Annotated in this window: 19 protein-coding genes; 10 read left to right on the forward strand and 9 right to left on the reverse strand. The window is 61.0% G+C overall.

Annotation, left to right across the window (positions count from 1 at the left end):
• Positions 1 to 3: 3 nt before the first annotated feature.
• The 3 genes from IFT47_RS19900 to IFT47_RS19910 are packed head-to-tail and all read right to left on the reverse strand — an operon-like array spanning position 4 to position 3,743.
• Entirely contained in the window at positions 4 to 1,230 is a 1,227-nt protein-coding gene (locus IFT47_RS19900; RefSeq protein ID WP_192172222.1) for a c-type cytochrome, read from the reverse strand.
• The gene (locus IFT47_RS19905) at positions 1,227 to 2,990 is read right to left on the reverse strand and encodes a GMC family oxidoreductase (protein ID WP_192172221.1); all 1,764 of its coding nucleotides are present in this window, start codon (positions 2,988 to 2,990) and stop codon (positions 1,227 to 1,229) included. The genes IFT47_RS19900 and IFT47_RS19905 overlap by 4 nt, the downstream gene beginning before the upstream one ends.
• A 6-nt stretch (positions 2,991 to 2,996) precedes the next feature.
• Entirely contained in the window at positions 2,997 to 3,743 is a 747-nt protein-coding gene (locus tag IFT47_RS19910; protein WP_192172220.1) for a gluconate 2-dehydrogenase subunit 3 family protein, read from the reverse strand.
• Positions 3,744 to 4,265: 522 nt separating this feature from the next.
• Between IFT47_RS19910 and mrdA the strand changes: the two genes are divergently transcribed.
• The 10 genes from mrdA (at position 4,266) to IFT47_RS19960 (ending at position 18,830) form a co-directional block, all read left to right on the forward strand.
• The gene (mrdA, locus tag IFT47_RS19915) at positions 4,266 to 6,200 is read left to right on the forward strand and encodes a penicillin-binding protein 2 (protein ID WP_192172219.1); all 1,935 of its coding nucleotides are present in this window, start codon (positions 4,266 to 4,268) and stop codon (positions 6,198 to 6,200) included.
• 134 nt (positions 6,201 to 6,334) lie between these two features.
• Positions 6,335 to 8,056, forward strand: coding sequence for a ubiquinone-dependent pyruvate dehydrogenase (poxB, locus tag IFT47_RS19920; protein WP_192172218.1), 1,722 nt, complete (start codon positions 6,335 to 6,337; stop codon positions 8,054 to 8,056).
• 311 nt (positions 8,057 to 8,367) lie between these two features.
• Entirely contained in the window at positions 8,368 to 11,031 is a 2,664-nt protein-coding gene (locus tag IFT47_RS19925) for a hypothetical protein (protein WP_192172217.1), read from the forward strand.
• 492 nt (positions 11,032 to 11,523) lie between these two features.
• The gene (locus tag IFT47_RS19930) at positions 11,524 to 12,375 is read left to right on the forward strand and encodes a MurR/RpiR family transcriptional regulator (protein WP_192172216.1); all 852 of its coding nucleotides are present in this window, start codon (positions 11,524 to 11,526) and stop codon (positions 12,373 to 12,375) included.
• A gap of 90 nt (positions 12,376 to 12,465) precedes the next feature.
• Positions 12,466 to 13,020, forward strand: a complete 555-nt coding sequence (gene ddpX / locus IFT47_RS19935) for a D-alanyl-D-alanine dipeptidase (RefSeq protein ID WP_342345360.1) — start codon at positions 12,466 to 12,468, stop codon at positions 13,018 to 13,020.
• Positions 13,021 to 13,215: 195 nt separating this feature from the next.
• Complete coding sequence (locus IFT47_RS19940; RefSeq protein WP_192172215.1) at positions 13,216 to 14,772, forward strand: ABC transporter substrate-binding protein; 1,557 nt, start codon at positions 13,216 to 13,218, stop codon at positions 14,770 to 14,772.
• Between the two features lie 123 nt (positions 14,773 to 14,895).
• Positions 14,896 to 15,912 (forward strand): ABC transporter permease, encoded by a 1,017-nt coding sequence (locus IFT47_RS19945; RefSeq protein ID WP_192172214.1) that lies wholly within the window; start codon positions 14,896 to 14,898, stop codon positions 15,910 to 15,912.
• A 1-nt stretch (position 15,913) separates the two neighbouring features.
• Positions 15,914 to 16,813, forward strand: coding sequence for a D,D-dipeptide ABC transporter permease (gene ddpC / locus IFT47_RS19950; protein ID WP_192172213.1), 900 nt, complete (start codon positions 15,914 to 15,916; stop codon positions 16,811 to 16,813).
• The gene (locus tag IFT47_RS19955) at positions 16,810 to 17,850 is read left to right on the forward strand and encodes an ABC transporter ATP-binding protein (protein ID WP_407073222.1); all 1,041 of its coding nucleotides are present in this window, start codon (positions 16,810 to 16,812) and stop codon (positions 17,848 to 17,850) included. Before ddpC ends, IFT47_RS19955 begins: the two co-directional genes overlap by 4 nt.
• Complete coding sequence (locus tag IFT47_RS19960) at positions 17,847 to 18,830, forward strand: oligopeptide/dipeptide ABC transporter ATP-binding protein (RefSeq protein ID WP_192172211.1); 984 nt, start codon at positions 17,847 to 17,849, stop codon at positions 18,828 to 18,830. The genes IFT47_RS19955 and IFT47_RS19960 overlap by 4 nt, the downstream gene beginning before the upstream one ends.
• Before the next feature lie 70 nt (positions 18,831 to 18,900).
• On the opposite strand, the gene IFT47_RS19965 is transcribed toward IFT47_RS19960, so the two are convergent.
• The 6 genes from IFT47_RS19965 to urtB form a co-directional block, all read right to left on the reverse strand.
• Entirely contained in the window at positions 18,901 to 19,248 is a 348-nt protein-coding gene (locus IFT47_RS19965; protein ID WP_192172210.1) for an FmdB family zinc ribbon protein, read from the reverse strand.
• A gap of 77 nt (positions 19,249 to 19,325) precedes the next feature.
• The gene (gene fmdA / locus IFT47_RS19970; protein WP_192172209.1) at positions 19,326 to 20,555 is read right to left on the reverse strand and encodes a formamidase; all 1,230 of its coding nucleotides are present in this window, start codon (positions 20,553 to 20,555) and stop codon (positions 19,326 to 19,328) included.
• Positions 20,556 to 20,613: 58 nt separating this feature from the next.
• On the reverse strand, positions 20,614 to 21,303 hold the full coding sequence (urtE, locus tag IFT47_RS19975) for an urea ABC transporter ATP-binding subunit UrtE (protein ID WP_192172208.1): 690 nt from the start codon (positions 21,301 to 21,303) through the stop codon (positions 20,614 to 20,616).
• Positions 21,304 to 21,313: 10 nt separating this feature from the next.
• Entirely contained in the window at positions 21,314 to 22,075 is a 762-nt protein-coding gene (urtD, locus tag IFT47_RS19980) for an urea ABC transporter ATP-binding protein UrtD (RefSeq protein WP_192172207.1), read from the reverse strand.
• Positions 22,072 to 23,253, reverse strand: a complete 1,182-nt coding sequence (urtC, locus tag IFT47_RS19985; protein WP_192172206.1) for an urea ABC transporter permease subunit UrtC — start codon at positions 23,251 to 23,253, stop codon at positions 22,072 to 22,074. The genes urtD and urtC overlap by 4 nt, the downstream gene beginning before the upstream one ends.
• A 23-nt stretch (positions 23,254 to 23,276) precedes the next feature.
• Complete coding sequence (urtB, locus tag IFT47_RS19990; protein ID WP_192172296.1) at positions 23,277 to 24,194, reverse strand: urea ABC transporter permease subunit UrtB; 918 nt, start codon at positions 24,192 to 24,194, stop codon at positions 23,277 to 23,279.
• Between the last annotated feature and the right edge of the window lie 19 nt (positions 24,195 to 24,213).

The raw sequence follows: 24,213 nt of genomic DNA on the forward strand, positions 1-24,213 counted from the left end.
AAACTACTTCGCCCTCAACCCCTCACGCACATCCTTCACATCCGAACCGGACACCGCCGGCGCCGCATTGCCCCACGTATTACGCACATACGTCAGCACATCCGCGACATTCTCATCCGACAGATTCCAGCCAAACGCCGGCATCGCCGGAGCTGTCGGCGCAGCATCCGTCGCACCCGCACGACTGCCCGCCAGCACCACACGAATCAGCGACGACGGATCGTTGCTGTTCACCAACGGTGCCAACGCCAGTTTCGGGAACAGATTGGCCGCGCCTTCACCGGTCGGCGTATGACACGCCGAGCAGCGATCCGCATAAATCGCCTTGCCCGCCACCATCGCCGCATCATCCGCAGCGACTGGCTTGGCCGCCTCAACCGGCTTGGCACCGTCCTTCAAGTACACCGCCACCGCCAGCAAATCCTCATCCTTCCAGTGCTGCGAAGAATGCTCGACTTCCTCGGCCATTGGCCCGGAGGCGATGTCGAAACGGTTTGCGCCGGTCTTCAGGTACTTGACGATGTCCGCCTCGCTCCACGCACCAATGCCATCGTGGCCAGTGGAGGTGATGTTCGGTGCGACCCAGCTCTGCAGATTGGCGCCGGTGAGGAACTGATCGTTCTTGTCACCGCCAATCAGGTTCTTCGGCGTATGGCACGTGCCGCAGTGGCCCAGACCTTCCACCAGGTACGCGCCGCGATTCCACTGCTCGGACTTCTGCGGATCGGCTTTGAATTCGCCTTCCTTGAAGTTGATCAGGTTCCAGCCGATCAAGCTGGTGCGCACGTTGAAGGGGAAGGGCAGCTGGTTGGTTTCAACCTTGTTTTCCACCGGGTCGACCGTTTTCAGGTACGCGAAGATCGCCAGATTGTCCTCACGCAGCACCTTGGTGTACGCGGTGAACGGCATGGCGCCGTACAAACGCTTGCCGTCCAGGCCGTGGCCCTTGGACATGGCGTTCTGGAAATCCTCGAAGCTCCAGCGGCCGATGCCGGTCGCCGGGTCCGGGGTGATGTTGGCGCCAGCCAGCTTGCCAAACGGCGTGTCGAGGATCACGCCACCGGAGAACAGCGGCTTGCCCGGGATCGTGTGGCACGCGGTGCAGTCGCCCAGGGTGGTCAGATAGCGGCCTTTTTCCACGATGTTGTAGGAATCGGCGCCGGTTGCGGCATGAGCCAGGGAAACAGACAGGCCGATAACGCCTGCGCAGACCGTCAGAAGAGTCTTCATACGCTGATCATCTCCCCTGGACGCTTGAGGTAGCGGGTGCGGATGGCATCCGCCGCTTTGAAGGCCAGCGCCGCGACGGTGCCGGTCGGGTTGTAGCCCGGGTTCTGCGGGAAGGCGGAAGAGCCGACCACGAACAGGTTCGGCACGCCCCACACTTGCAGGTGCTTGTTCACCGAGCTGTTCTTCGGGTCGGCGCCCATGATGAAACCGCCGACGATGTGCGACGACTGATACGGCGCGCTGTTCCAGTGCCCTTGCTGGGAGCTGGGCACCATCTGCCGCGGGTTCATGCTCTTGGCGATTTCGCCGACCTTGCCGGTGACGTAAGCGGCCATCTTGCGGTCGTTCTCCGGGAAGTCGAAGGTGATGCGCAGCAACGGACGACCCAGCGGATCTTTATAGGTCGGGTCCAGCGACAGGTAGTTGGTGCGGGTCGCGTAGCTGCTTGCTTCGCAGCCGATGGACATGGTGCTGGCGTAGTTCTTCACCGTGGCTTTCTTCCACTCCGAACCCCAGGCCGGGGTGCCGGGCGGGAGAGGGCGGGAGTCGATGGGCGCGGCGCCGATCGGCGTCACGCGGGTGCTGCCGCCGCCGACGAAACCCAGACCCGAGTGGTCGAAGTTGTCGTTGTTGAATTCGTCGATGCCCATGCCGATGGCGCCGCCGCCGATAAACGGGTTGAAGTTCTTGTCATCGAAGAACATGCGCACGCTGTTGGCGGTCTGGTAGGCGTAGTTGCGGCCCGTGGTGCCGGTGTTGGTCACCGGGTCGTACGGCTGGCCGACGCCGGAGAGCAGCATCAGGCGCACGTTTTCGAAGATGAAGGCGCTGATCACCACCAGTTCGGCGGGTTGTTCCCACTCTTCGCCGTTCGAATCCATGTAGACGATGCCGGTGGCGCGCTTGCCGCTGCTGTCCATGGTCACGCGCAGGACTTCGCAGTTGGTCATCGCGGTGAAGTTCGGCTTGCGCACCAGCACCGGCAACACCGTGGTGATGGCGCTGGCTTTGGAGTAGTTGGCGCAGCCGTAGTTGGTGCAGAAACCGCAGAATGTGCAGGCACCCATGGCCACGCCAAGGGAGTTCACGTACGGACGCGATACCAGGGCCGAGGGCACCGGGAACGGCTTGTAGCCCAGGTTCTTCGCGGCTTCGGCGAACAGCGTCGGCGCGTAAGTCTGTGCTGTCGGCGGGTTCGGGTATTCCTCCGAGCGCGCGCCTTCGAAGGTGTTGCCGCCTTCCTGGATCACGCCTTTGATATTGCCGGCCTTGCCGGAGATGCCCGCAAGGCGATCGAACTTGGCGTAGAACGGCTCCATTTCGTCCCAGTCGGTGCCCCAATCCTGCAAGGTCAATTCAGGCGACAACTCCTTGCCGTAACGCTCGGTCAGGTGGCTGTGCAGCCGGAATTCATGGGGCTGGAAACGAAAGGTGATGCCGGCCCAGTGGTTGCCCGCGCCGCCGGTGCCGTTGCCCGGGTGAAACGAGCCCCAGCTGCGCATGGGTAGCGCTGTCTCGGTCACGCTGTTACGAATGGTCGTGGTGTTTTGCCGGGTCCTCAGCATCAGGTCCTGACGGCGGTTGTAGCGCAGTTCGTCCGCCGCCGACGCGACGTTGAAATCAGCGGCGGTGTCGCGCCAAGGGCCGCGTTCGAAACCGATGATCTTCAGATTTTCGTCAGCCAGTTCATTGGCGATGATGGATCCGGCCCAGCCGAGCCCGACAACCACGACGTCCGTGGAAGGTAGTTTTTTGGCCATGTCGAATTAACCCTTCTTGGTCCAGGCGGAGCTGCCGATGATGGAGAGCGGCACCAGATTCAGCTTCTGGTTGTGCAGCCCGATGTACTCGCGGTAGTCGTAGCGGGCACCGGGGAAGCCGATCATTTTCCACGACACCATGTCGCGGTTGCCGCCGTAGACCGGGTCGGCAAAGAAGCCTTCCATGGTGTTGCCGAGCACTTGCTGGAAGAACAGCTTGGCGTCGATGCCGTCCAGCGTGATTTCCGCCTTGTCCAGACCGGTCAGGACCTTGTCCTGTTGTTCTGCGGTCAGGCCGCTGAAGCTTTTCTGAAACTGCTTCTGGCAATAGCCTTCCAAGCCTGCGAGGCCGAGACGATAGCGCTGGCGCGGCACCAGTTCCGACTGGTCACCCTGCATCGGCGTGCCCTGAACGAACGGCCCCTGCATGTACAGACGGCTGAACGTGCCGTACTCGCTGGCCAGCTGACGGTCGATGAACACCGCGCAACCGGCGTCCTTGCCGCTGACGCTGAGGTCATCGGCAGGAATCAGTCGGGCGACAATGGCTTCCACCGCAGTGGCCTCGGTATCGGTGAAGAACTGCCAGCCGGGGGTGTCGTAGTGCATCGGACCGTTGTGGTCGAAGGGCACCCACTGCGGAACGCCAACGACGGTGGCGGCCTGGGCCGTAGCGGCGGCGCCCACGGCCAGCGTCGTGGCTGAACCTTTCAGCAACTGGCGGCGGGTGAGGCCTTTGGATTTCTCTGTCATTCAGGGCTCCTGCAAAACCACGCCCCCACAGGCCATTGGGGAATGGTCCGTGCCGGGGCTGTGCTCTGCGTTCTTTATCACGGGTATTGCCGCGCATACGATGTGCACGGCAAGTGGCTCTTGGCGGGGTGTGACATTGGGTCTCTGGCAGCCCGGCGGCCGAATAGCGCACGCTGGGCGGGGAGTTGCCGTAACTGATCCCTGTTTTTTCACGCCAACTGGCATGATAGATGTGTTACGAGGTGTTGCGGCGAGTGAATTCTGTAAATGACTCTTACCGATCCCGTAACAGTCACGGTCCTTTCGAGTAACAATGAGCCGGCGACGGCGCGTGTCGTTTCGCCTAATCGGGCCTTACGGTTTGAGTGTCAGCGCGGGCGGCGGCTCGAACCTGACAGAATCTTCATAAAGCCGAGTCCGTCGCCAGGAGCACTTCTTGGTATCGTGCACGCCATTTGCGTCCCGCCTATTCACACGGGGTGCTGACTGTGCTGTCCATCTGTTCACCGAGTAGCTGCAGAAATGCCCGATCCAATACCTTTAAAAGACCACGAGAAGGAAACCCGGCTGGTCAACAAACGCTTGATCGCCTGCGCCGTGTTCGTGGCCATGCTCAGCGTCGCGCTGGTGTGCCGCATGTACTTCCTGCAAGTCACCGAATTCGCCTACCACTCGACCATCTCCGAAAACAACCGCGTCCATGTCCTGCCGATTCCGCCCGAGCGCGGGCTGATCTTCGATCGGAACGGCGTGATCCTCGCAGACAACCGGCCTAGCTTTAACTTGACCATGACCCGCGAGCGCGCAGGCGACTGGCATGCGGTCATCGACGAACTGATGCAGATCCTGAATCTGCCCGACGAGGACCGCATCATCTTCGACAAGGCGATGAAAAACTCGCCGCACCGCTTCGTGCCGGTGACGCTGTTGTATGAACTCACCGAAGAGCAGATCGCCCTGTTGGCGGTCAATCAGTTCCGCCTGCCGGGCCTGGACGTCGAGGCGCAGTTCGTTCGCCACTACCCGCTGGCGGAGCACTTCGCCCACTCCATCGGCTACGTCGGGCGGATCAACGAGAAGGAAGCGACTCAGCTCGATCAGGTGGAATACCGCGGCACACAGTCCATCGGCAAGACCGGCGTCGAGCGCTTCTACGAAAGCGAGCTGCATGGCCATGTCGGCTACGAAGAAGTGGAAACCAACGCGCAGGGGCGGGTGTTGCGCGTGCTAAAACACACCGATCCGGTGGCCGGAAAGAACATCACCCTGAGCCTTGACATCAAGCTGCAAGAGGCGGCGGAACATGCCCTGGGCGATCGTCGCGGCTCAGTGGTGGCGATCGATCCGGCCACCGGCGAAGTGCTGGCGATGGTCAGCAAGCCGAGCTTCGACCCGAACCTGTTCGTTACCGGCATCAGCTTCAAGGAATATTCGGCGCTGCGTGATTCGGTCGACCGACCGCTGTTCAACCGCGTGCTGCGCGGCTTGTATGCGCCGGGTTCGACCATCAAGCCGGAAGTGGCGATTGCCGGGCTGGACAGCGGGGTCGTCACGCCGTCTACGCGGGTGTTCGACCCGGGCTATTTCCAGCTGCCTGATTTCGATCACAAGTACCGCAACTGGAACCACAGCGGCGATGGCTGGGTGGACCTGTACGCGGCAATCATGCGCTCCAACGACACCTATTTTTATGACCTGGCCCACAAGCTGGGGATCGACCGCCTTCACGATTACCTGACCATGTTCGGCATCGGCCAGAAGGTCTCGCTGGACATGTTTGAAGAATCGGCGGGGCTGATGCCGTCGAAAGAATGGAAGCGCATCACCCGGCGTCAGGCCTGGTTCCCGGGGGAAACGGTGATCCTCGGCATCGGCCAGGGCTATATGCAGGTGACGCCGCTGCAACTGGCCCAGGCGACGACCCTGATCGCCAGCAAAGGCATCTGGCACCGTCCGCATCTGGCCAAGGAAATCGGCGGCGTGGCGCCGGTCGACGAGCATCCGATGCCGAACATCGTGCTGCGCGATTCCCACGAGTGGGATCAGGTCAACAACGGCATGCAAGCGGTGATGCACGACCCGCGCGGCATCGCCCGTGCGGCCGCGCAAGGTGCGCAGTACCGCATCGCTGGCAAGAGCGGCACCGCGCAGGTGGTGGCGATCAAGCAGGGCGAACGCTACAACCGCGACAAGACTCTGGAACGGCACCGCGACAACGCCTTGTTCGTCGGCTTTGCCCCCGCGGCCAATCCGAAGATTGTCGTCGCGGTGATGATCGAGAACGGCGAGGCGGGCGGACGCGTGGCGGGTCCCGTGGTGCGGGAGATCCTTGATGCCTGGCTGCTGGATCAGGACGGCCATCTGAAACAGCAGTACGCGACGCCGAGTGTCACGCCAATCAACCCGAAGGTGCAGATCGCCGCGCCGAGCAAGGCGCCGGGCCAGCCGCCGGTGTGATAGCAGGCAGGTGTGGGTGGGCACGTTTGCCCACACGCACTGAACTGTGCCCGGCGTGACGGGTCGATTTGAGACCACGCGTGATGTCTGTTCCGGCACCGCGCGCTCATTCGACTCGACAAGGAACTTGCCCCATGTCCAGCAGAACCATCGCCGATTACCTCGCCCAAACCCTCGCCGCGGCCGGCGTCTCGAAGATCTGGGGCGTCAGCGGCGACAGCCTGAACGGTCTGACCGACAGCCTCCAGCGCCTGGGCAAGATCAAGTGGATGCACACCCGTCACGAAGAAGTCGCGGCGTTCGCGGCCGGGGCGGAAGCGGCGTCCACCGGCAAGCTGGCGGTGTGTGCGGGCAGTTGCGGCCCGGGCAACCTGCACTTGATCAACGGCCTGTATGACTGCCATCGCAGCGGTGTGCCGGTCCTGGCCATCGCGGCGCAGATTCCGTCGTCCGAGATCGGCCTGAATTACTTCCAGGAAACCCACCCCACCGACCTGTTCAAGGAGTGCAGCCACTTCGTCGAAACCGTCAGCACCCCCGAGCAGTTCCCTCGGGTGCTGGAACGGGCGATGCGCGCGGCCATCAGCCAGCGCGGCGTGGCGGTGATCGTGATTTCCGGCGACGTCGCCCTGAGTGCCGCGCCGGACATCAAACCCCAGTGGGTGGATCACGCGCCTGCGCGGGTCATCCCGGCAGAAGCCGATTTACAACGCCTGGTGGACCTGCTGGATAAGTCGAAAGCAGTGACGATTCTGGCCGGCGCTGGCTGTGCCGAGGCCCACGATCAGGTGGTTGCGCTGGCGGAGAAATTGTCTGCGCCGGTGGTTCACGCTCTGCGCGGCAAGCAGTACATCGAATACGCCAACCCCTTCGACGTCGGCATGACCGGGCTGATCGGTTTCAGCTCCGGCTACCACGCGATGATGGCCTGCGACACGCTGGTGATTCTTGGCAGCAGTTTCCCGTACCGCAATTTCTACCCGGAAAAAGCCACGGTCATTCAGATCGACATCGACCCGACCGCCCTCGGCCGTCGCGTGCCAGTGGCCATCGGTCTGGCCGGCGGTGTCGCTGAAACCCTCGACGCCGTACTGCCCCGCCTCAAGGCCCACACCGACCGCAAGTTCCTCGACAAGGCGCTGGATCATTACGCCAAATCCCGCGACGAGCTGGATGAACTGGCCACGCCGTCAGGCCATGGCGAGCCGATTCATCCGCAATACCTGACGCGACTGGTTGACGCCTACGCCGACCCGGACGCGATCTTCACCGTCGATGTCGGCACGCCGACCCTGTGGGCGGCGCGTTACCTGACCATGAACGGCAAGCGCTCGCTGCTCGGCTCGTTCAACCACGGCTCCATGGCTAACGCGATGCCACAGGCGCTGGGCGCGAAAGCGGCGTTCCCGCAACGGCAAGTGGTGGCGCTGTGCGGTGACGGCGGGTTGTCGATGTTGATGGGCGACTTGCTGTCGATCCGTCAGTTGAACTTGCCGGTCAAGTTGGTTGTGTTCAACAACAGCTCGCTGGGTTTTGTGGCGATGGAAATGCAGGCCGGCGGTTATGTGCCCCATGACACTGACTTCAACAGCACCAATTTTGCCAACATCGCCATCGGCGCTGGGATCTTGGGCATTCGCGTGGAAGACTCGGCGGACCTGCCCAATGCGCTGAAGAAAGCCTTCGAACATCCAGGGCCTGTGGTGGTGGATGTGGTGACCGCGAAACAGGAATTGGGCATGCCGCCGAAGATCAAACTCGCCCAGGCGAAAGGCTTCAGCCTGTTCATGCTCAAGGCCGTGATGAACGGTAAAGCGGATATGGTGCTGGAATTGGCGAAGACTAATTTGCGCTAACCACCTGCGGGTCGAGTGGGCGCTGTGTGCAATGCACAGCGTCTGTAGTTCAGGCGGCGTACTCGCTGCGAGCAGTGGTACGTTGCAGGATAAAAGGGAATAGTACGGTAATCCTTATTTCGGTTATTTATAAGCATTTAGATTGTTTGGAAGTAAGTTCAATTGCGAACCGCACTATCAATTTCCAAGCTGATGTATTCAAAGGGATTTTCTAATTCGCAATAAATCAGGTGGATTTCATCCTGTTTGAATGTGATCAGGCCAGGCGCTAGGCTCTGGAAACCGCAAACACATTCAAAGGATGAAAAGTCATGGGTAACGATAATCGCAACGGAAGCACCTCTCTTGCCAACGCCGCGCATGTTGCTGGGGATCAGGATCTGCAATTCGGCGGCAGTGGTTATGTCAGATATGTTCGTGATCCGTTTATCACTGATCCAACGACAGATACTGATCAAAGGATTTATGTCATTACCTACGGTACGAGTGCCAGTAACCCAAGTGTGATAGCTGGGCGGCTGCCGACGGGTGCTGTTGATCCTGCTTTTGGGAACTTGGCCCTTCCATTCGTCGATGACAGTTTAAGAGCCGTCATGGATGTTCAGGGGCTGATTTTTAATAACAACGGCAAAATTACCTGCGTTGGCGTTACGGAAGTTAATACCGGATCCGGTCGATATCTCCAACCTGCGGCAATCCGTATTACCACCTTAGGCACCTCAGCCGCAATCGATGAGGGTTTCGGGAATGAGGGGCGGATGATTTACGAGGTCGACTTGTCTAAAGAAGCGGCCAGCCGCGGTGTTGATTTATCTCACGTTGATAACTCGCGTCCGCCGCACACTCAAGCTGCTACCCATGGATTTGTCACCATCCGGCGCACTGTACAGGTAAGTGGAGACATACTTTTCTGTTGCAGTCTTTTCAACTACAACACCCAGGTTGAATCCTACCATCTGCTAAAAATTGACGAGAACGGCGCCCCCGTGACCACGTTTGGGACAAACGGCGTCTTGACGTTACCTGCGGCCAGTCCAGAACGCGGGCTGCAATGGGTGGACTATGGGATTGATGGTAATGGAAGCATCACGCTTGCTGGCAGGGCGCAGGGCCCCAATGCTATGGAGGGGGTCCTGGCTCGATATACCTCGGCCGGTAAACTCGATTCCGGCTTCGGCAATAGCGGTGAGCAGATCATCAAGATCGAAGGGGCCAACGTTTATGCTAAAAAAGTCACGGTCCTGGATGGCGGCGAAGTCATCATCCTGCTTTCAGTCAAGGACCTGCAATCGCAGGGAAGCGTGGAATTTGGTGTCATGAAGCTGGACAAGAACGGGAAGGAGGACGCAAGTTTCAATGGTGGTAGAGCGCTTTTGCTGAGCGAGATGGGCGGCATTTCAGATGCGTTGGTGTACATGGAGTTGGATAAACAAGAACGAATCATCGTGGCTGGACAGGATGCCGTATCGAAGCAGTATGCACGCATGACGCGGATAATGCCTGATGGGACTCTGGACAGCGAGTTTGGTATTAACGGCTCCAGAACTTATGACAATCTTAGTGGGTTCCGCAGGCTGGGGATTCAAAAAGGTACGGATATACTCGCGGTTGCTCAGGATCAGAAAACGCTTCCATCCGAAGTTTTGCTCTTCAGGTTTTTCGGGGAAGCAGGCAGTGAAAACCCTCCCGCCTCTCGGGCGAGTGGAGAGCTGGACCCATACTTCTTTTTTAGCGGTCCAGTCCCTTTGGCAGTATTCATCGACCCAAATCCGGATGCCGGTCAACGATTCTACGTGGTCGGCGAAGGGGATCTACCTAGAAAGAATAGCGACCAAGGGGAACAAACTGTAGAGAGGAAAAGCTGGATCTCTCGCTACAACGCCGACGGTCCTCTGGATACCTCCTTCAATGGCGGGAGGCTGGAGTTACCGTCGTTGCTGGTTGGAATTGCCGAATCCGCATACATCGTCATTGACGGCATGATCTTTGATTCGGATGGGTCGATTACCTGTGTGGGGGACGCCATAGCCATCTCCAACGATCCCGGTTATTACACTTCCTCTGCGGCACTGCGGCTCACTTCAACAGGGGAACTGGACAAAAACTTCGGCAGTACCGGTAATGGCACAGCCATCTTTGAAAACCGCCAGCCATTTGAATTTAGCGACCCCTCAAATGAGTTAAATCTTCGCTTTGCTACCTTTCGACGGAGTGAAAGAAAAGGGGCAGGCGGTAGCTTTTTCCTGTCGAGCATCCCAAGCAATGCCGACCGTCCTGAATATTATTCGGCGAACTATCTTGTCAAAATAACGTCGGACGGATTACCGGATACGGGGTTTCACGGCAGCGGCTTTCTCAAGCTGGATTCGAAAACCATAGGTAACAACTGGACTGACTATGGTGTAGATGACCAGGGGGGACTCATTGCGATTGGGGAGACCACTTCGGACGGTACAGTTCAGGGTGTGGTGGTCAGGTTCACGCCCAATGGCACACTTGATTCCACCTTTGGTTCCGGCGGAAGAGTCATGATTACTGGCCAGGGCGGTCGGCATAGATTGCTGCAGCTTGATGTCTCAGCTGACGGCAAAAGTACGGTGCTCCTTACGTTTCCTGAACAAGGCGACGACAAGATTGCGCTGATGAGACTGGCCGACAATGGCGCTGCCGACGGCACATTCAATAATGGGAACCCGCTTGTAATAGATTCTACGGCTGCCTTTAAGACCATGCAGGTTGACGGTGAAGGGCGTTATCTCGTTGCTAAATCCGACAATGGGAACACTCAGCCTCGTCTGTACAGGGTAACTCCCAATGGTTCGATCGATACTGGTTTTGGATCAAATGGCTCAGTCGAGTATCCGGAACTGACGGTGTTGAGGCTGTACGCGGTTCAAAACGGAACGGATCTGCTGGCTGCCGCTTTCAAGTTGAACACAGCAAGAGAATCATTTGCCCGGATTCTCGGGTCATGAGTGCAGCGATTCCGTTGCAAGGCCTTCAGTGTTCACACTGAGCCAACAGGGGAATCGCCGCCATCTGCTTGATAGCCAGATATTCCCAGATATTCAAGGATGAAAAGTCTTCCGAAGGAGGGCGGTAAAAAACTCGCTGTTGCTTACGACGGTCCCCGTGGATCGGCGAATTATTCGCCCTTCGCGGGTTCCGTTGTAGCCGGTGGTCAAGTTCGGGCTCAAGTCCGCAGATGTCTCGCCTGAAGTGGTCTTTCCGCACACCGGTCGGCTCCCGTTAGGTCATCCTGTACCAGTGAATATCGCCCACAAAAAGGGCATTTCCTCTCTCGTCCGCACCACCCTGAATCACCAAAATCCCCCGCCTGAAATCTCTTGAAAAAATCGTTGTAAGGCCGTGAAACACGATGTTATGTTGCTAACATCCTGTTGCAAAATGACCGCCGGATAACATTATCCCGGTCCACGCAACCCGGCTCCATCAGCGGAATTCCCATGGAAAAGCGTCCCTTCCTCGATGCACTGGAACAACGGTTCAGCGATCTGACGCCGACGGGTAAGCGCATCGCCGGCTACCTGCTAGCCAATCCGCAGAAGCTGCCGTTCGAGACCGCTGACAGCATCGCCCAGCAGACCGGCACCACCGGCATTTCAGTCGGGCGCTTCCTGCGTTCGCTGGGCTATCGCAATATCGACGACGTCAAACAGAGCCTGCGCGGCGACAGCGCCAGCCCTTGGGTGATCACTGATCGGCTCGGCGCCTTTCGTGAAGAAAACACCCAGGGCGATGCGCTGGAACGCTCGATGAACCGTGAGCTGGAAGCGATCCAGCGGGTCTACGCCCTGGCCCGTGGCGAAACCTTCGCCCGCATCGTTGAGCGGCTGCACAGCGCCGACGCGGTGTTCATCGTCGGCATCCAGACCACCCGCGGCATCCTCAACGCGTTTTTCAGTCACCTGGAGTACATCCGGCCCAAGGTGTACTACGTCGATGGTTTGTCCGGCACCTACGCCGAATCACTGAATTCCCAGTTCGAAAATCCCTACGCCGTGATCGCCGACTTCCGAACCTATTCCGCCGTGACGCGGACCTTCTGCGAAGTCGCCCATCAACAGAACGTAGGCCTGGCGTTTATCACCGACTTTCACTGCCCATGGGCCAGGGATTACCCGAGCGATCTGCTGCAGCTCAATTCCGATGTGGGGCAGTTCTGGGATTCCCTGGCGCCGCTGACCTGCCTGTTCAATTTGATGGTGTCGGCGGTGGCCGATAAATACGGCGACCACCTCGACCAGAGGCTGGCGAAGAACCGTGAGCTGCAACAACTGTTTGGCCAGTTTGAATAGATAAGGCTTCCCGGCTAAAGCCGGTCCTACGGGGGGAAGCATCGTCCCCAATACATGATGAATGAACACGCTGATCTGGAGTTTCGTTACGTGAATAGCCCCCTCGTCGAAGTCGATGCCCACGCGCTGCAGGTCGAGGTCGACCTGATCTACGCCGGCGTCGACAACCTCGCCGGCAAGCAGATTTACCAGGACCCGCGCTGCCTGCTGCATCGCGACGCCGAGCGTTGTCTGCGCAAGGCCAGCACCCTGGCGCGACAGGCCGGGTTGCGCCTGCGTATCTTCGACGCCTATCGCCCGGGGTACGCGCAATACCTGCTGTGGCAGGCGCTGCCTAACCCCGAATACGTGCGCGACCCCAGCCTGGGTTCCCACCACACCCGGGGCGTGGCCGTGGACCTGACCCTGATCGACGCCAGCGGCAACGCCCTGGACATGGGCACCGGCTTCGACGACATGCGCGAGCAGTCCCATCAGTTCTTCGCTGATCTGCCCGCCGACATACAGCGCAACCGCCTGCTGTTGCTGGGGATCATGCTGGCGGCAGGCTTCACCTACATCGACAGCGAGTGGTGGCACTACGAACTGCCCGACGCCGATGACTATCCGCTGATCGACGACGGCTCGATCCAGCCCGCTCACTAAAAACGCATCACGCATCACGCAACACCGCACACGACCGGGACAACCATGAATCCCGGCTGAATCTGGCGTCACCCGACCTCGCAAGAGCAGGGCGCGCCATTTCGCAGGCCTGAGGCCTGTGAGCTTGAACTGCCCGGTATAGCTTCAATAACAAACCTGACGAACTTTCAGACCTCGAACGATCAAGGAACCGGCATGAAATCACTCCTTACCCCACGCACGCTGGCGATGGCAGTCCTCTGCACCGCCATGGGCCTCGGCGCCTGGCAATCGGCCAGCGCAGCCGTGCCCCAGGACACCCTGATGATCGGCAAGCCGTCCGACCCGCAGACCCTCGACCCTGCCGTGACCATCGACAACAACGACTGGACCGTGACCTACCCGGCGTACCAGCGGCTGGTGACCTACAAGGTCGAAAACGGCAAGGGCAGCACCGAAGTGGCAGGGGAGCTGGCCAGCAGCTGGACCACCTCGGCGGACAACCTGACCTGGGAATTCAAGCTCAAGCCCGGCAACAAATTCGATGACGGCGCCGAGGTCAACGCCGAGGCGGTGAAGTTCTCCTTCGACCGGGTGATGAAACTCAAACAAGGCCCGTCCGGCGCCTTCCCCGAGGACATGGCCGTGTCGGTGGTCGATCCGCTGACCGTGCGCTTCACCCTGAAAGCTCCGTACGCGCCGTTCCTCTCCACGCTGGCCCACAACGGCGCGGCGATCATCAACCCGGATGTTGCGAAGAAAACCGAAGGCGCGGACGCCTACCTGTCCAACCACACCGCAGGTTCGGGCGCGTTCAAGCTGGTCAACTGGCAGAAAGGCCAGACCCTGACCATGGAGCAGAACAGCTACTACGCCGGCCCCAAGCCGACCCTGAAAAAAGTCGTGGTGAAGATCATCGGCGAGGCTTCCGTGCGTCGTCTGCAGCTGGAACACGGTGACCTGGACATCATCGAAGACATGCCCGAAGACCAGCTCGAAGCGCTGGCGAAAAAGTCCGGCATCGTCGTCGGCGATTACCCGTCGCTGCGGGTGACGCTGCTGTACCTCAACACCCAGAAAGCGCCGATGAACAACCCCGATGCGCGGCGCGCGATCGTCGAATCCCTGGACTACGACGGCATCATCAACGGCATCCTGAAAGGCAAAGCCAAGCCGCTGAACGGGCCGATCCCCCAGGGCATGTGGGCCTACGACGAGAAGCTGCCGGCGTTCAAGCAGGACATGGAAAAGGCCAAAGCCGATCTTGGGAAAGTGTCGCCGAAGGTCAGCAACCTGACGTTCATGTACTCCGACAAGGACCCGAACTGGGAGCCGATTGGCCTGACCCTGCAAGCCGGCCTGCAACCGCTGGGCGTGAATCTCAAGCTGGAAAAACTCGCCAACGCCAGCATGCGTGAGCGCCTGGGCACCGGTGATTTCGACATCGCCATCGGCTCGTGGAGCCCGGACTTCGCCGACCCCTACATGTTCATGAACTTCTTCTTCGACTCGAAGCTGAAAGGCCTGGCCGGCAACCGTTCGTTCTACGACAACCCGGCGGTGGACAAGCTGATCCGTGAATCGGCGACCACCAACGACATGGCCAAGCGCACCGAGCTGTATCAGCAGGCGCAGAAGATCGTGCTCAACGACAGCGTCTACGCCTACCTCTATCAGAAGGCCTACACCTTGCCGATGAGCGAGAAGGTCAAGGGCTACGTGTTCAACCCGATGCTGGAACAGGTGTTCAACGTCGGCACGATCACCAAGTAAGCGCTGCATCCCGTAAATCGCTGTGACTCACAGGGCCCTGCAAGGGAGGCGGGGCCCGGTGAAGCAGCGCTGTGTCCGCGAGCTGTTTCGCGTTATTGATCGACTGCGTGACCGAGGTGCCCCATGGCCTTCCTGAATATGCTGCGCAAACGCCTGGGCGGCCTGCTGCTGGTGGTGTTCGGCGTTTCTCTGATTACCTTTTCCATCTCGCACCTGATTCCGGGCGACCCCGCGCGACTGATCGCCGGGGACCGCGCCACCGACGCCATCGTCGACAACATCCGCCATCAGTTGGGGCTGGATCTGCCGCTGTATCAACAATACGGCCGCTACATGCTCGACCTGCTGCACGGCGACCTGGGCACGTCGATTCGCACCCATCGCCCGGTGCTCGAAGATTTGCAGGCGTTCTTCCCGGCCACGCTGGAACTGGCGCTGGCGGCGCTGACCCTGTCGATTCTGGTGGGCGTGCCGCTGGGTGTGCTCTCGGCGGTGTACCACAACCGCTTCATCGACCAGCTCGCGCGAACCCTGGCGGTGACCGGGATTTCGACCCCGGCGTTCTGGCTCGGGCTGGGCCTGATCGTGCTGTTTTACGGCCACTTGAACTGGCTGCCCGGCAGCGGTCGTCTTGATGAAGGGCTGGACCCGCCCCGAACCGTTACCGGGTTCTACCTGATCGACACGCTGCTGGCCGGCGACACCGGGCTGTTTTTCAACGCGGTGCAGCACCTGATTCTGCCGGCCATCACCCTGGGCTTCGTCAACCTCGGCGTCGTCGCGCGGCAGATCCGTTCGGCCATGCTCGACCAGCTCGGCGAAGATTACATCCGTACCGCGCGCGCCTACGGCCTGTCGAAGTGGGCGGTAATTCTGCGTCACGCCTTGCCCAACGCGCTGATTCCCTCGGTCACCGTACTGGGCCTGACCCTGGGTGATCTGCTCTACGGCGCAGTGCTCACGGAAACCGTATTCGCCTGGCCCGGCATGGGTGCCTACGTGGTCAAGTCGATCCAGTCGCTGGATTTCCCGGCGGTGATGGGCTTCGCGATCATGGTCTCTTTCATTTACGTGCTGCTGAACATGGCGATCGATCTGCTGTACCGCCTGATCGATCCGCGCATTGGCGAGGTCAACTGACATGACGACTCCGATCACCGCGCCCGCCGTGGCGCCACTGCCGGCCGCCTCGCGCTGGCAGGACAAATGGGCGTATCTGGCCCATCAGATCCGCCGCAGTCCGCTGACCATGGCCGGGCTGCTGATCACCGTGATGGTGCTGCTGGTGATGGCCTTCGCGCCCTGGCTCGCGTCCCATGATCCCAACGCGCTGAACCTGACCCAGCGCCTGGCCGCGCCGTCCGCCGCCCATTGGTTCGGCACCGACGAAGTGGGCCGCGACCTGTTCAGCCGCGTGTTGTACGGCAGCCGCCAATCCGTCGGCGTCGGTCTGTTCGTGGCCTTCGCTTCGTGTTTTGCCGGCGGCTTGCTGGGCTGCATGTCCGGGATCATCGGCGGGCGTTTCGACGGGCTGATCATGCGCCTGATGGACATCATGTTGTCGGTGCCGTCGCTGGTGCTGATCATGGCCCTGGCCGCTGCGCTGGGCCCGAGCCTGTTCAACGCCATGCTGGCGATCACCCTGGTGCGGATTCCCTTCTACGTGCGGTTGGCCCGGGGGCAGGCCCTGAGCATCCGCCAGATGGGTTACGTCAAGGCGGCCGAAACCTTCGGCGCCGGGCGCTGGCACATGGTCATCTGGCACGTGGCGCGCAACGCCATGCCGCCGTTGCTGGTGCAACTGAGCCTGGACATCGGCAGCGCCATCCTCATGGCCTCGGCCCTGGGCTTCATTGGCCTGGGCGCGCAACAGCCGACGGCGGAGTGGGGCGCGATGGTCGCCACCGGGCGCAACTACATCCTCGATCAATGGTGGTACTCGACCTTTCCCGGCGTGGCGATTCTGATCACCGCCACCGGTTTCAACCTTTTGGGCGACGGCGTGCGTGACTTGCTCGACCCACGGCAGCAGGGGAAATGACCATGCAGGCTTCCGTTCAACAACCCCTTGTCGCGCAAGCGCCGGTCTTGGTCATCGACGACCTGCGCATCGAGTTTCCGGCGTACAAAAGCACGGTCAAGGCCCTCAACGGCGTGTCGCTGCACGTCAATCCTGGCGAGATCGTCGGTGTGATCGGCGAGTCCGGCTCCGGCAAGTCGGTCACCGCGATGCTCAGCCTGCGCCTGCTGCCGGAGCGCGCCTACGAGGTGAAAAGTGGCAGCCTGAGCATTCTCGGCCGCGACATGCTCACCGCCAAAGAAAAGGACCTGTTGAGCGTGCGTGGCCGCGACGCTGCGATGATCTTTCAGGAACCCATGACCGCGCTCAATCCGACCCGGCGCATCGGTCGGCAGATGCTTGACGTGATCATTCATCACCAACGGCTGAGCAAAGCCGACGCCAAGACCAAGGCCATCGCGTTGCTGCGGGACATGCACATCGCCGACCCCGAGCAGGTGATGAACAGCTACCCCTTCGAGCTTTCCGGCGGCATGCGTCAGCGGGTGATGATTGCGCTGGCATTCTCCTGCGATCCGCAATTGCTGATCGCCGACGAGCCGACCACCGCGCTGGACGTCACGGTGCAGCGGCAAGTGCTGTTGCTGCTGCGAGAAAAGGCCCGGGCGCGGGGCACGGCGATTCTGCTGATCACCCATGACATGGCGCTGGTGTCGCAGTTCTGCGACCGGGTGTACGTGATGTACACCGGCGCAGTGGTGGAGCAGGGCGTCACCGCGCAAGTGATGGCGGACCCCCGGCATCCGTACACCCAGGGCCTGCTCAGCGGATTGCCGGAGCAAGTCGAACCGGGCCAGGACCTCAAGACCATTCCCGGACAGGTGCCCAATCTGTCGGCGTTGCCGCTAGGCTGCACGTTCCTGGATCGCTGCGCCCATGCCACGGCCCAATGCCTGCAACGCCCGCCGATGCAGACCATCGACGCCGCCGCCGACCGCAAAAGCGCCTGCTGGTTGAGCGCGCCCTTACACGCCACCCCACAGGAGTCGCGGCCATGATCCATTCAGCCCTGCAGACATCGCCTGGCGAGAGCCCGACCATCCTCGGTCTGCAAGATGTGCGCGTGCATTACCCGATGGGCAAGGACTGGCTCGGTCGGCCCAAGGCTTTGGCCCATGCCCTGAATGGCATCGATCTCCAGGTTCGTGCCGGCGAAACCCTCGGCGTGGTCGGCGAATCCGGCTGCGGCAAAAGCACCCTGGCGCAGTTGCTGATGGGCTTGATCAAGCCAACATCCGGGCGACTCGACTGGATCTACAACAGCGACAAGGAACGAAGCAGCAACGTGCAGATTGTGTTTCAGGACCCGCAGTCGTCCCTCGACCCCAGGCTGCCGGTGTGGAAAGTCATCACCGAGCCGTTGTTCGTCCAGCGTTCGGCGCCGCGTCAGGAAATGCGTGGCATTGCGGAGAAGGTGGCGGCCCAGGTGGGCATTCGCACGGAATACCTTGATCGCTTTCCTCACCAGTTTTCCGGGGGCCAGCGTCAGCGGATTGCGATTGCCCGGGCCTTGTCGTCCAACCCGGACATCATCGTACTGGACGAGCCGACCTCTGCACTGGACATCTCAGTGCAGGCGCAGATCCTCAATTTGCTGGCCGAGCTGCAGCGCAGTCGCGACCTGACCTACATCCTGATCTCTCACAACGTCTCGGTGGTGCGGCACATGGCTGACCGGGTGGCGGTGATGTACCTGGGGCAGATTGTGGAGTTGGGTACGGCGGCGGAAGTACTGGAGCGGCCGCGTCACCCTTACACGCAATTGCTGCTGGAGGCGGTGCCGCGTCTCGGGGTGACGGTGGACGACGCCCAGGTGTCGGCGCCGACGGAACTGCCGGGCAATCGGACGCTGCCGACGGGGTGTTTTTTTCGGGATCGTTGTCCGAAAGCCACCCAAGGCTGCGAAAGGCCGCAAGCATTACTACCGGCAAAAGGCGCTGGGGAATCGGTGCGCTGTCATCTGGTGTCGCAGCACTGATGCGCGGCCGCTCGCCCCTTTACTGCCCCCTTTACCTGACGTGAAGGGGCGAATTGGCCCCATGAGTCAATCAATGGCTGATCATCCACGGTCGGCCCGCCGGCTTGCCTTTCAGGGCGTGGGGATTGGCTTTGGTGGGTTGGAGTCTTTTCGTCGGGCCGCAGCAACTGCAGCCGCTGGGGTGCCCCCGGCTCTCTTTGTACTGGTCCATGGTTTTTGGCGCGTGGGCGCTTTGCTCGTTCCGGGCGATGGCGGTGCGGGTGTTGCCGGCCATCGTGCTCAGCCCCGGCGCGGACAGAATCACCCGCAGGCTCGATGCGCCGCATGCCGGGCACTCGCACGGCAGCGCGCTCTCGGCCATGGGCCGCAGCGAAGTGAAATCCCCGCAGTCAGGGCAGTCGTATTCGTACAGGGGCATGGCTCAAATCCTCTCGTCAGAGTGCATGCTGCAGGCGCGGATTCATTCGCGCCTGCAGGTCGGGAGTCAGCCCGGCGTTATTTATCCTGCGCGATCGGCAAGTCCACGGTGCCGTCGATGAATTTCGTCGGGCCGCTGGCGTTGGGGTTGATGTCGAATTTGAAGATCTCGGTCGGCAGCCACAAGGTGGCGCACGCGTTGGGGATGTCGACCACGCCGCTGATGTGACCCTGCACCGGTGCCGAGCCCAACAGCGAATAACCCTGGGCCGGGGAGTAACCGAACTTGGTCATGTAGTTGATTGCGTTCAGGCACGCCTGGCGGTAGGCGACGTTGACGTCCAGGTAGTGCTGCTGGCCGGCTTCGTCGACCGAGATGCCTTCGAAGATCAGGTAGTTGTTGTAGTTCGGCACGATGGGGCTGGGCTTGAAGACCGGGTTTTTGATCCCGTATTTGGCCATGCCATCCTTGATCAGCTCGACGCGCATGTGCACCCAGCCGGCCATTTCGATGGCGCCGCAGAAAGTGATTTCGCCGTCGCCCTGGCTGAAGTGCAGGTCGCCCACGGACAGACCCGCGCCGTCAACGTAGACCGGGAAGAACACTTTCGAGCCCCGGGACAAATCCTTGATGTCGCAGTTGCCGCCGTGCTCACGGGGCGGCACGGTGCGTGCGCCCGTGGCGGCGGCCAAGTCGCGGGCCGGGCCTTTGAGTTTGCCCAGATGCGCCGTGCTGGCGCAGGGCGGACAGGCCAGTGCCGGGACGCGGTCCGGGTCGGTGTCGATCAGTTCCTGCTCGCGCCGGTTCCACTCGGCGAGCATCTTGTGGTCCGGCAGACAGCCGATCAGACCGGGGTGAATCAAGCCTGCGAACTCGACGCCGGGGATGTGCCGGGAGCTGGTCATCATGCCTTTGAAATCCCAGATGGATTTCTGCGCCAGGGGGAAATGCTCGGTGAGGAAGCCGCCGCCGTTCTGTTTGGAAAAGAAGCCGTTGAAGCCCCATTGCGAATCGGCTCGGGCGCCGATGTCCAGCAGCTCCACCACCAGCAGGTCGCCGGGCTGGGCGCCATGCACACCGACCGGCCCGGACAGGTAATGCACGGTGGTCAGGTCGACGTCGCGCACGTCGCTGGCATCGTCGTCGTTCTTGATCGCGCCAGCGGTCCAGTCGTAGGTTTCGAGGATGAAATCATCCCCCGGCTTGACCCAGCAGGCCATCGGGATGTCCGGGTGCCAGCGGTTGTGGATCTGCTCGTTTTCGGTGACAGGCTGGTTGAGGTCGACTTTGATCAAGGTATCGGTCATGGGGGTTCTCCTTGGGTTCTCGGTAGGTGCTAATGACGCTGCATGTCTCCGGGCCTTGCTACACCGACAAATACCGACTGATCGTCGCTTCATCGACATTGGCCCGGGTTTCTTCGATGACGAAGCGGCCTTTCTCGATCACCAGCAAGCGGTCGGCGATTTCCAGGGTGAAGGACAGCACCTGCTCCGAGACGATGATCGTCAGGTTGCGCAGGGTGCGGATCTCTTTGAGGCTGCGGGCGATGTCCTTGATGATCGACGGCTGGATGCCTTCGGTGGGCTCGTCGAGCAACAACACCTTGGGATTGGTCGCCAGGGCCCGGGCGATGGCCAGCTGCTGTTGCTGGCCGCCGGACAGGTTCCCGCCGCGTCGGCCGCGCATGTCGAACAGCACCGGGAACAGCGCGTACAGGTCTTCCGGGACCTTGCCGCCGGCCGAGGCGGGGAGGCCGGTCTGAATGTTTTCCAGCACGCTCATGGACGGAAAAATCATCCGGCCCTGGGGCACGTAGGCCATGCCCTGGGCGACACGGTTGTGGGTTTCCATGGCGGACACGTCCACGCCGTCCAGCTGAACCTGGCCGCCCCATTGCGGCAGGATGCCCATCAGGCTTTTGAACAGCGTGGTCTTGCCCATACCGTTGCGGCCCATCACCGCGACGATTTCCTGCTTCTGCACCGAGAGGCTCAGGTCGTGGAGGACCTGACTCTGGCCATAACCACACGCCAGCTGCTGAATGTGGAACATGCTGCGCTCCTCAATGGCCCAGATAGACTTCGATGACTTTCGGGTTGTTCTGCACCGACTCCATGCTGCCTTCGGCCAGCACCTTGCCCTGATGCAGCACCGTGACCTTGTGCGCGATGCTCTTGACGAACTCCATGTCGTGCTCGATCACCAGCACCGAGCGGCCCTGGCTGATGCGATTCAACAGGTCGGCGGTTTGCGCCCGCTCGCTGACGCTCATGCCCGCCACCGGCTCGTCGAGCATCAGCAGTTCCGGGTCCTGCATCAGCAACATGCCGATCTCCAGCCACTGCTTCTGGCCGTGGGATAACAGACCCGCCTGCTGTTGCAGCCGGTCACCGAGGAAGATGTCGGCGGCCACTTGATTGACCCGGTCCAGCACCTCTTGGGTGCGCTTGAAGAACAGCGCGCCGAACACCGAGCGTCCCGCCGGAAACGACATCTCCAGGTTCTCGAACACGCTCAGGTTGTCGTAGATCGACGGCGTCTGGAACTTGCGCCCGACCCCGGCACGGACGATGTCGTACTCGTTCATGGTGGTCAGCTCGCGGTCCTTGAACTGGATGCTGCCGCCCGTGGCCCGGGTCTTGCCGCAGATCAGGTCGAGCACCGTGGTCTTGCCCGCGCCGTTGGGGCCGATGACCACCCGCACTTCGTTGCGGTCGATGTACAGGTTGAGGTCATCCACCGCCTTGAAACCGTCGAAGGACACGGTCAGGCCCTCAATGGCCAGGACCGGTTTGTTCATCTGAAAGCCTGTCGGGCGGGTCATGGCTGAATCTCCAGCGGGCTGGCGGCTTTCTTGTCGGCGGGGGCGGGGGGTGGCGTGATGACCGGGGCAGGGGAGGCAATCACCGGTGCCGGCTTGCGCGTGAAACCCGACAACCATTTGCGCCCGTGGCTTTCCCACAAACCGGCCAGGCCGTTGGGGAAATACATGACCACGGCGATGAACAGCCCGCCCATGAGGTACAGCCACAATTCGGGGAACGACTCGGAGAAATAGGTCTTGCCGTAGTTCACCAGCAGCGAGCCGTACACCGCGCCCAGCAGCGACATGCGCCCACCGACGGCGGCGAAGATCACCATCTCGATGGACGGCACGATGCCCACGAACGACGGCGACATGAACCCCACCTGCAAGGCGAACATCGCCCCTCCGATGGCCGAGAAACACGCCGCGACGCAGTACACGAACACCTTGAACGCCGCCACGTCGTAACCGGAGAACCGCACCCGCTCTTCCTTGTCGCGCATGGCCATCAGCAGCCGGCCGAGTTTGGAATTGAGGATGAATTTGCCGAACAGGATGCAGGCGAACAGCAGGCCTGCGTTGATGAAGTACAACAGCAGTTTGGCGCTGTCGCTGCGGATGTCCCATCCCAGCAGCGTTTTGAGATCGGTAATGCCGTTGATCCCGCCGGTCAGGCCTTGCTGGCCGATGATCAGCACCGTGAGGATCAACGCGATGGCCTGGGTGACGATGGAAAAATACACATCGCCCACCCGGCGTCTGAACAGCGCGACGCCAATGATCAACGCCAGCAGCACCGGCAACACGATGACCGCCATCACCGTGAACGTGAAGCTGTGAAACGGCACCCACAGCCAGGGCAGTTCGGTGATCTGGTTCCAGTCCATGAAGTCCGGAATGCCCGGAGTCGACTGGATTTTGGTGCTCTCCGGATCGGACGCTTCCAGCTTTAGAAACATCGCCATGCAGTAGCCGCCCAGGCCGAAGAACACCCCTTGCCCCAGGCTGAGAATGCCGCCGTACCCCCAGCACAACACCAGGCCCACGGCGACGAACGCGTAGGTCAGGTATTTGCCGACCATGTTCAGGCGAAAGGCGTCCAGAGTCAGGGGGAAGACCACCAGGATCAGGGCCGCGAGGATCAGCAGGCCGACCACGCCCTGGCGTCCACCGAGCATTTTATTTAGCGCGTTCATGGGGCTACCTCTCTGGCGCACACTTATTTACGAACCTTGCTGGCAAACAACCCCTGGGGGCGCATCAACAGGATCAGGATCACGATGGACAGGGTCAGGACCTTGGCCATCGAGCCACTCATGAAGAACTCCGACAGGGACTGGGTCTGGGCAATGGCGAACGCCGAGGCAATGGTGCCGAACAGGCTGGCCGCGCCGCCGAAAACCACCACCAGAAAGGTGTCGACGATGTACAGGGAGCCGGCGGTGGGACCGGTGGAACCGATGGTGGTGAACGCCGCCCCCGCGACCCCGGCAACGCCGCAGCCCAGGGCGAAGGTCATGCGGTCGACCTTGCGGGTGTTGATGCCCACCGCCCGGCTCATGATGCGGTTCTGCACCGTGGCGCGGACGTGCAACCCCCAGCGGCTGCGGTACAGCATGAGAAAAATCCCGCCGGTCATCAGCCCGGTCAGGCCCATGACGAACAGGCCGTTGCGCGGGATTTCGATGGATTCGGTGAGGTTGACCGCGCCCATCAGCCATTCGGGCGGGTTGGCGCTGACTTCACGGGCGCCGAAGATGGAACGGAACGCTTGCTGCATGACCAGGGACAGGCCCCATGTCGCCAGCAGGGTGTCGAGCGGTCGGTGGTAGAGGCGACTGATCATCACCCACTCCACCACCCAACCCACGGCACCGGCCACCACGAACGACAACGCGATGGCAAAGAAGAAATAGTACGGCTGCATCCACGGCCAATAGGTCTGTACCAGGGTCGACAGCAGGTAAGTGGTGTAGGCGCCGATGGTGAGGAATTCACCGTGGGCCATGTTGATCACGCCCATCTGACCAAAGATGATCGCCAGCCCCAGGGCCATCAACAACAGCACGCAGAACACGGAAAGCCCGTTGAACCCCTGCATGGCCGCGATGGCACCAAATTCCGATAGCCATTCCATGATGATGGTCTCCGAGGTG

The organism is Pseudomonas sp. CFBP 13711, assembly GCF_014842265.1.
In the GTDB taxonomy this organism is placed as follows: Bacteria; Pseudomonadota; Gammaproteobacteria; order Pseudomonadales; family Pseudomonadaceae; genus Aquipseudomonas.

Bases quoted from the DNA above. Each gene is read 5' to 3' on its own strand.
- IFT47_RS19900 (WP_192172222.1), bottom strand. From the start codon at position 1,230: ATGAAGACTCTTCTGACGGTCTGCGCAGGCGTTATCGGCCTGTCTGTT.
- IFT47_RS19905 (WP_192172221.1), bottom strand. From the start codon at position 2,990: ATGGCCAAAAAACTACCTTCCACGGACGTCGTGGTTGTCGGGCTCGGC.
- IFT47_RS19910 (WP_192172220.1), bottom strand. From the start codon at position 3,743: ATGACAGAGAAATCCAAAGGCCTCACCCGCCGCCAGTTGCTGAAAGGT.
- mrdA (WP_192172219.1), top strand. From the start codon at position 4,266: ATGCCCGATCCAATACCTTTAAAAGACCACGAGAAGGAAACCCGGCTG.
- poxB (WP_192172218.1), top strand. From the start codon at position 6,335: ATGTCCAGCAGAACCATCGCCGATTACCTCGCCCAAACCCTCGCCGCG.
- IFT47_RS19925 (WP_192172217.1), top strand. From the start codon at position 8,368: ATGGGTAACGATAATCGCAACGGAAGCACCTCTCTTGCCAACGCCGCG.
- IFT47_RS19930 (WP_192172216.1), top strand. From the start codon at position 11,524: ATGGAAAAGCGTCCCTTCCTCGATGCACTGGAACAACGGTTCAGCGAT.
- IFT47_RS19940 (WP_192172215.1), top strand. From the start codon at position 13,216: ATGAAATCACTCCTTACCCCACGCACGCTGGCGATGGCAGTCCTCTGC.
- IFT47_RS19945 (WP_192172214.1), top strand. From the start codon at position 14,896: ATGGCCTTCCTGAATATGCTGCGCAAACGCCTGGGCGGCCTGCTGCTG.
- ddpC (WP_192172213.1), top strand. From the start codon at position 15,914: ATGACGACTCCGATCACCGCGCCCGCCGTGGCGCCACTGCCGGCCGCC.
- IFT47_RS19955 (WP_407073222.1), top strand. From the start codon at position 16,810: ATGACCATGCAGGCTTCCGTTCAACAACCCCTTGTCGCGCAAGCGCCG.
- IFT47_RS19960 (WP_192172211.1), top strand. From the start codon at position 17,847: ATGATCCATTCAGCCCTGCAGACATCGCCTGGCGAGAGCCCGACCATC.
- IFT47_RS19965 (WP_192172210.1), bottom strand. From the start codon at position 19,248: ATGCCCCTGTACGAATACGACTGCCCTGACTGCGGGGATTTCACTTCG.
- fmdA (WP_192172209.1), bottom strand. From the start codon at position 20,555: ATGACCGATACCTTGATCAAAGTCGACCTCAACCAGCCTGTCACCGAA.
- urtE (WP_192172208.1), bottom strand. From the start codon at position 21,303: ATGTTCCACATTCAGCAGCTGGCGTGTGGTTATGGCCAGAGTCAGGTC.
- urtD (WP_192172207.1), bottom strand. From the start codon at position 22,075: ATGACCCGCCCGACAGGCTTTCAGATGAACAAACCGGTCCTGGCCATT.
- urtC (WP_192172206.1), bottom strand. From the start codon at position 23,253: ATGAACGCGCTAAATAAAATGCTCGGTGGACGCCAGGGCGTGGTCGGC.
- urtB (WP_192172296.1), bottom strand. From the start codon at position 24,194: ATGGAATGGCTATCGGAATTTGGTGCCATCGCGGCCATGCAGGGGTTC.